This window comes from Trebonia sp., from assembly GCF_049794275.1.
GTDB lineage: Bacteria > Actinomycetota > Actinomycetes > Streptosporangiales > Streptosporangiaceae > Trebonia.
Window position 1 is genome coordinate 1 of record NZ_JBARCR010000667.1, and the last position, 6,048, is coordinate 6,048.

3 protein-coding genes and 2 pseudogenes are annotated in these 6,048 nt (G+C 69.8%); 1 reads left to right on the forward strand and 4 read right to left on the reverse strand.

Features of this window, described 5'->3' with window-relative positions; all coding sequences use genetic code 11:
* Both WA805_RS17905 and WA805_RS17910 read right to left on the reverse strand, forming a co-directional pair.
* Positions 1 to 446 (reverse strand): hypothetical protein (locus tag WA805_RS17905; RefSeq protein ID WP_425242900.1); only part of this gene is annotated, 446 nt, incomplete at its 3' end.
* Between the two features lie 99 nt (positions 447 to 545).
* A complete protein-coding gene (locus tag WA805_RS17910) occupies positions 546 to 1,943 on the reverse strand; it encodes an aldehyde dehydrogenase (protein WP_425242901.1) in 1,398 nt (465 codons plus the stop codon).
* Positions 1,944 to 2,204: 261 nt separating this feature from the next.
* On the opposite strand from WA805_RS17910, the gene WA805_RS17915 reads away from it, so the two are divergent.
* Positions 2,205 to 3,137 (forward strand): NAD(P)-dependent oxidoreductase, encoded by a 933-nt coding sequence (locus WA805_RS17915; RefSeq protein WP_425242902.1) that lies wholly within the window; start codon positions 2,205 to 2,207, stop codon positions 3,135 to 3,137.
* 423 nt (positions 3,138 to 3,560) lie between these two features.
* Here WA805_RS17915 and WA805_RS17920 read toward each other — a convergent pair.
* Positions 3,561 to 5,777: pseudogene (locus WA805_RS17920) on the reverse strand (ATP-binding protein); the annotation flags it as partial.
* An 84-nt stretch (positions 5,778 to 5,861) separates the two neighbouring features.
* Positions 5,862 to 6,048: pseudogene (locus WA805_RS17925) on the reverse strand (aminoglycoside phosphotransferase family protein); the annotation flags it as partial.

Genomic DNA, 6,048 nt, shown 5'->3' on the forward strand with positions numbered 1-6,048 from the left:
GCGCCCACGCCCGTGCTTATCAGGGCAGACTCGACGATGAAGCCGGCCTCCTCGGGCATCGAACCGTCGGGTGCGGTGGCAGCGACACGGAGGATCCGGCAGATGCTCCGGGCAATCTCGCGTTGCCCATTGCGGTCCTGGAGCCGGCGCAGGCCCTGCGTCGCTCCGGTCACGAGCAGGTAGGCCAGCGTCCCCCCGAGGAGGGCACCGGCCCTCACGGTCACCTCCTCGCGGGTTTGCCGGTACGGCGGCGCGCCGATCCACCGCTGGAGCCACGTCCGGTTGGCCTCGTTCCAGCGCTGCACGACGATGGCTGTCACCAGCGCGCCGCCGACCGCCGCTAGCCCGGCGACGCCCTCTTGCGAGCGGGCGGAGTCGGCCGGATAAACGGGCAGCCGGTCAGCTGCGCTGTCAGCGTGGCCTGTGCCTGGAGAAATCGCTTCCACTAAAGGGCCCCCTAGCCGGAGATTTCACGCTCCTTGCCAGGATCTACCCGTCCCTAGCACTCACCACCACCACCGCAGTGGGCCCGATGCTTGGGCTGCTCAGGCCCGGCGCGCTATCGATTTGGTCGTCAGGTACTCCTCGAAGCCCTCCGGGCCGCTTTCGCGGCCGATGCCGCTGCTCTTGACGCCGCCGAAGGGGGCGTTCGGTGCCATCCCGGCAAAGTTGACGCCGATGCTGCCGGTCTCGACCCGGCGGGCAATGTCGAGGCCGCGCTCCACGTCGCGGGTGAAAACGGTGCCTCCGAGCCCGTATTCCGAATCGTTGGCGATAGCGATCGCTTCCTCCTCATTGTCGTAGCGGATCACGACGAGGACAGGTCCGAAGATCTCTTCGCGCGCGATGCGCATGTCGTTGCGAACGCCAGAGAATACGGTCGGCTCGACGTAGTAGCCCCGGTCGAGGCCCTTGGGTCGTCCGCCGCCAAGCGCCAGCTTGGCTCCCTCGCCCTTGCCGAGCTCGATGTATCCTTCGACCCGGTTCCGCTGAGCGGCGGACACCAGCGGGCCGATCACCGTGGACGGGTCGAGCGGATCGCCGACGGGCATCGCCGCGAGTGCGCCGGCGACGGTGTCGACGACCTCGTCGTAGCGCGCTGCCGGGGCGAGGATGCGGGTGCTGGCGCGGCATGACTGCCCGCTGTAGGGAACGGAGCATGAGCCGAGCGTGGCGGCGAAGAGGTCGAGGTCAGCGTCTTCGAGCACGATGCCCGCGGACTTCCCGCCGAGTTCCAGCGTCACCCGCTTGAGGCTGCCGCCGCAGGCCGCGGCGATCTTCCGGCCGACGGCGCTCGATCCGGTGAACGCGACCATGTCGATACCGGGATGCGCCACCAGCGCGGCGCCGGTAGCGTCGCCGCCGGTGACGATGTTGACCACCCCTGGGGGGATGCCTGCGTCGGTCACCGCCTGAGCCAGGAAGTAGGAGTCAAGCGGGGTTTCTGGGGAGGGCTTGATAACCGCGGTGCACCCCGCGGCCAGCGCCGCGCCGAGCTTGACGGCCACGTTGCCCTGGGGCACGTTCCAGGGGACGATGATTCCGACCACGCCGGCCGGCTGCCTGCGCACGATCGTCTTGATCTTCGCCGGACCGCTGGGGGCTTCAGGGAAGTCACGGACCTCCTCAGGGTCCCATGACTCGGCGAGGCCCGCGAAATACCGGTACCGGGTTGCCGACCCGATTCCGTTAAACGCCCCGCAGACACTCAGCGCCATGCCATTCTCCATGGTCACCAGTGCGCCGAGCTCGTCATTGCGCTTCTCGAATTCGTCGGCGAGTGCCCGCAGGTAGCGGGCGCGCTCTTTCGGTGCCAGCTGGGGCCAGCCTGACTCGCGGAACGCGGCCCGCGCCGCCTGGACCGCGGCATCGATGTCGTCCGGGCCGGCGTCGGGAGCTGACCCCACCGGCTCCTCGGTAGCCGGGTTGATGGTCGTCAGCACAGCTTCGCCATGGGCAGGGGTAAGCCGACCGGCGATAAACAGGTCGTGGTGGTCGTGGGACACCGGGATGCTCCAATCTCACGCCTTACACGCCGGACTGCCGAGACTTCGACGCTAATCGCGCCAATGATCGTTTGTCAATGAAGTAGGCGATAACTGACTACAGAATCGATACTGTTTCTAGCGCCAGTGTCCCGGTGAATCTGGTGTCCCGGTGAATAAGGTAAGCAGGCCGGTGACGCGCGGAAGCAGAGGTGTGCCATGGTCGACGGAGAGCGGAATACTGGCCCGGTCGGACTCGTCGGACTGGGAAACATGGGGTCGGCGGTGGCCGGGCGGCTCGCCGCACAGTACCCGCTGATCGCCTACGACGTGCAGCCCACGGACGCCATCAGGGAACTGGCCGCCGGCGGTGCGTTTACCTTGGCGGGCAGCCTGCCGGAGGTGGCTGCCGCGCGCCGTATCGTGCTGTCGCTGCCCGCCCCGGACATATCGCGCGCCGTCGTGACGGAGCTCCTCGATGTGCTCACGCCAGGGTCGGTCATCGTGGAGACCAGCACGGTGACGCCGATGGACATCGCCGCCATGCGAGAGTTCTGCGAGCCCGCCTCGGTGAAGTTGCTGGATGCCGCGATCCTCTCGGGGGTCAGGCAATCCGCCGAGGGCGTCGCGACCGTCCTGATCGGCGGGGATACGGACGATGTGGACTCGGTCCGCGACATCCTGAGCACGTTCGCGTCAACGATCACGCATCTCGGCCCGGCCGGATCGGGGATGGCGGCCAAGGTCATCAACAATGCCGTGGCGCACGCGACCATGGTCATGCTGTGCGAGGCGGGCGCGATGGCGGCGGCGTGGTCAATTCCCAGGGCCAAGCTTGGCGAACTGTTCGCCAGTCAGGAGGGCGGCCTGATCAGGCCCCTGACGCACCGGTTCATGGAGCGGGTGCTGGGCGGCGACTACGCCGGCGGCATGCCGACCGAGGCCGCGCGTAAGGATTCCACGCTCGCCCTGCAGCTGGCCGAGCACACCAAGATCCCGCTGTTCACCATTCAGGCTGCGCACACCGCCTACGAGCTGGGCATGGCTGCCGGGCTCGGCCGCCAGGACTACGCGTCGATCGCGACCTTGTGGGAAGGCTGGACCGGGCTGCCGCTGCGCGACAGCGATAGCGATAGCGGCACTGGCGGCTAGGCGGGGTAACGCTAGATTGAGCGAACGCAGCAGCGCGAGCGCTTCAGGCTGGGAGAGGGCACGGCCCTCGGCCAGCCAAGCGTCCCACTTCTGAGGGGTCACGGCCGCGTACGCCGGGGCCAGGAGCTCGTCGAGCAGGACGGCCTCCGGCTCGGAGATCTGCATCCCCGAGTCGTGGCGGGCGGTCTGAGCCGCGCCGAGCAGGCGGGCCGCCAGCGGATGGTCATCCAGGGCACCGACGATCACGGCGGCCAGTTCCAGGGTGCTCACGAAGAACGCGGTGTTGCCTGAGCTCGCCACGTAGCCGAGCATGTCGCAGACCAGGTCGCGGGCTTGACGCGGGTGCCCCGCGCGCAAGGTGGCCAGCGCGAGCGTGCTCTGGTCGACGGCGACCCCAAAAGGGCTGCCGTATTGCCGGTCGAGCTGGAGCGCCTCCTGGACTACCACCATGGCGCGATCCCAGCGGCCCAGGGAGCTTTCCAGCTGACCCAGGTTGGCCAGCGAGGCCGCAAGCGTCGCCATGTTGCCGGTCTCGCGATTGAGCGCGACGGCTTCCTCCAGGAAGGCACGCGCCGTAGCCAGCTGGCCGAGGTGACCATAGGTGATGCCAAGGCTGTTCAGTTGCCGCGCTTGCTGCCCCCGGTCGCCGAGCTCGCGCCAGATGGCCAGGCTGCGCTCGAACATCCGGCGGGCCGCATCCGGCTCGCCTTGCTGGTCCATCAGCACGCCGAGTCCGTGCGCCACCCTGGCCAGCGGCGCCCCACCGTCGCCGGACGCCAGGTCCATGGCACGCTGCAGCCACCGCCGTCCTTCGGTGGCGTGGCCGTGCTGATGCCAGAACGTGGCCAGCGCCTGGACCAGCCGCAGGCCGATGACGGCTCGTTCGCCCTGGCTGGCCGGGTCGGCGGCCGGGGTTTCCAGCGACCAGGCCAGCGCGGCACGCAGGTTGTCGTGCTCGGTCTCCAGCCGGTCCAAGGCGGTCAGCTGGGCCGGGCTGTCAATCTGATCGTTGGCCCGTTCGGCGACCCCGGCGTAGTAGTCAGCGTGCCGGCGCCGCGCGCCGTCAAGGTCGTCGTCGGCTTCCAGGCGTTCGAGGGCATACTCGCGGATCGTCTCTAGCATGCCCAGGCGGGGCTCACCGTCGGCGCTCTCGGTCACCGTGATCAGGCTGACGTCATGCAGCTCGGCGATAAGCTCCAGCGGATCGGGATCGGCGTCGCCGGTCATGGCCACCGCCGCGAGCGCGTCAAGGTCGCATCCCCCGGCGAAGACGCTCATCCGGCGGAACACCTGGGCCGTGTCCGGAGTCAGCAGGTCATAGCTCCAGGCCACGAGATTCCGCAGGGTCTGCTGGCGCGACGGCCGTCCGGCCTCGGCGGTGGCCAGGCCAAGGCTCTGCCCGAGGCGGGCGAGCAGCGCCTTGGGAGCCAGCAGCCGGACCCGGGACGCGGCCAGTTCGATGGCCAGCGGCAGCCCGTCCAGGCGGCGGCAGATGGCCGCGACGTCGGCGGCGTTGTCCGCGGTGATAGCGAAGCCCGGCCGGACCATGCCCGCCTGCTGGGCGAACAGCCGCACCGCGGCGGACGCCGCGACCGTGTCCAGGTCGGCGCCCCGGGCCACGCCAAGCGGCGGCACCGGGAACTCATGCTCGTTCTGGACGTACAGCGGGCCGCGCGAGGTGGCCAGCATCACCAGGCCGGGAGCCTCAGCGGCCAGCGCGGCGACGATCTCGCCGGCCCCGTCGAGCTGCTCGAGGTTGTCGAGCACCAGCAGCATCCGCCGGTTCCGCAGGTACTCCAGCACTACGGCCGGCCCGTCCCCCTCCACGTCCAGGTCGTCGGCCAGCGTCTTCCACATCACGTCGGCGTCGCGAACGGCGGCCAGCGCGAGGAAGAACACGCCGTGCGGGAAGGCGTGATCCAGCGCCGCGGCCGCCGCCAGGGACAGCCGCGTCTTGCCGACCCCGCCGGGGCCGGTCAGCGTGACCAGCCGCACGTCAGGCCGGGAAATGACCGCCAGCAGGCGCTCCACGTCGTCATCACGCCCGACCAGCGGCGTGGCCGGCACCGGCAGGCTGGTGTGCGTGCCGAGGCTCTTCAGCGGGGGGAAGTCCTCCCGCAGGCCCGGGGCGGCCAGCTGGTAGATGCGTTCCGGCGCGCCGATATCCTTCAGCCGGTGGAACCCCAGGTCCCGGACCGACGCCCCGTCCGGCAACGGGCCCGCCCGCTGGAGCGCTGGCTCGGACAGCACCACCTGGCCGCCGTGCGCGGTCGCGGCGATCCGCGCGGCCCGGTGCACATCCATCCCGACATAGCTGTCCTCGTACCGGGTCACCTCCCCGCAATGCAGGCCCATCCGGACCCGGACCGCATCCCCGCCCGGCCAGTCATGGGCGGCCAGGGCGCGCTGCGCAGCCAGACAGCACGCCACCGCGTCGGCGGCGGCCTCGAACGCCACGAAGAAGCTGTCCCCCTCGGTGGATATCTCACGGCCACGCCAGGCCTCGAACTCCGCGCGCAGCAGGACGCGATGATCCGCCAGCGCTTCCCGGTACCGGTCACCGAGACGGCTCAGCAGCGCGGTCGAACCCTCGATGTCGCTGAACAGCAGCGTGACGGTCCCGTCGGGCAATTCCCCCACCCTCCGATTATTGCCGCAAATCCCCGTTCCGGGAACGTTACCGCTCGGCGGTCGGGGCGATCTGACCCATGTGGCCGGCGAGCCTCACAGCCGGGATCTCAGCACGTCGAACTCGCAGCCCGGCGTGGACGGGTCGAAGCCGTGCTGGATCAGCCAGCGGGCCGCCTGCAGGCTTCGCAGCGACCACCACGCGCGGATCACGTCGAGGTCGACGTCGGTGCCGTAGCCGGCGACGACGTCGCCAAGGTGCTCCTCGTGTCCGAGCGTCAAG